Annotated in this window: 1 protein-coding gene; it reads left to right on the top strand. The window is 53.6% G+C overall.

Annotated elements, in window-relative coordinates; translation table 11 throughout:
• On the top strand, positions 1-554 hold a 554-nt coding region (locus tag ACTHUR_RS17140; RefSeq protein ID WP_440399902.1), incomplete at both ends, for an amino acid--tRNA ligase-related protein.

Below are 554 nucleotides of genomic sequence, written 5' to 3'. Positions count from 1 at the left end.
CGCCACAACCCTGAATTCACCATGATCGAATTCTACGAAGCCTTCTACGACTACGAACGCATGATGCAAATGGCGGAAGACATCATCCGCAACGCTTCCCGCGCGGTAAACGGTACGGCAAAAATCAGCTACAACGGCAAAGAAGTCGATTTGGAAAGCCCGTTTGAACGCCTGACCATTCTCGGTGCCATCAAGAAATACAATCCGCACTACACCGATGAGCAGTTGAACGATGAAGAATGGCTGAAAAAAGAAATCGTCAAACACGGCGAAAGCCTGCCTCCGTCTCCGGGTATCGGCAGCCTGCAACTTGCCCTGTTTGAAGGTTGCGCCGAGGGCAAACTGTGGAACCCGACTTTCATCATCGACTACCCTGTCGAAGTGTCGCCATTGGCACGCGCATCCGACAGCAAACCGGGTTTGACCGAGCGCTTCGAGCTTTTCGTTGTCGGCCGCGAACTGGCAAACGGTTACTCTGAGTTGAACGATCCGGAAGACCAAGCCGAACGCTTCAAAGCGCAAGTGGCGCAAAAAGACGCCGGCGACGATGAAGC

The sequence above is a fragment of the Neisseria sp. P0021.S007 genome, assembly GCF_051956855.1.
This window is presented reverse-complemented; position numbering and strand designations above follow the sequence as displayed.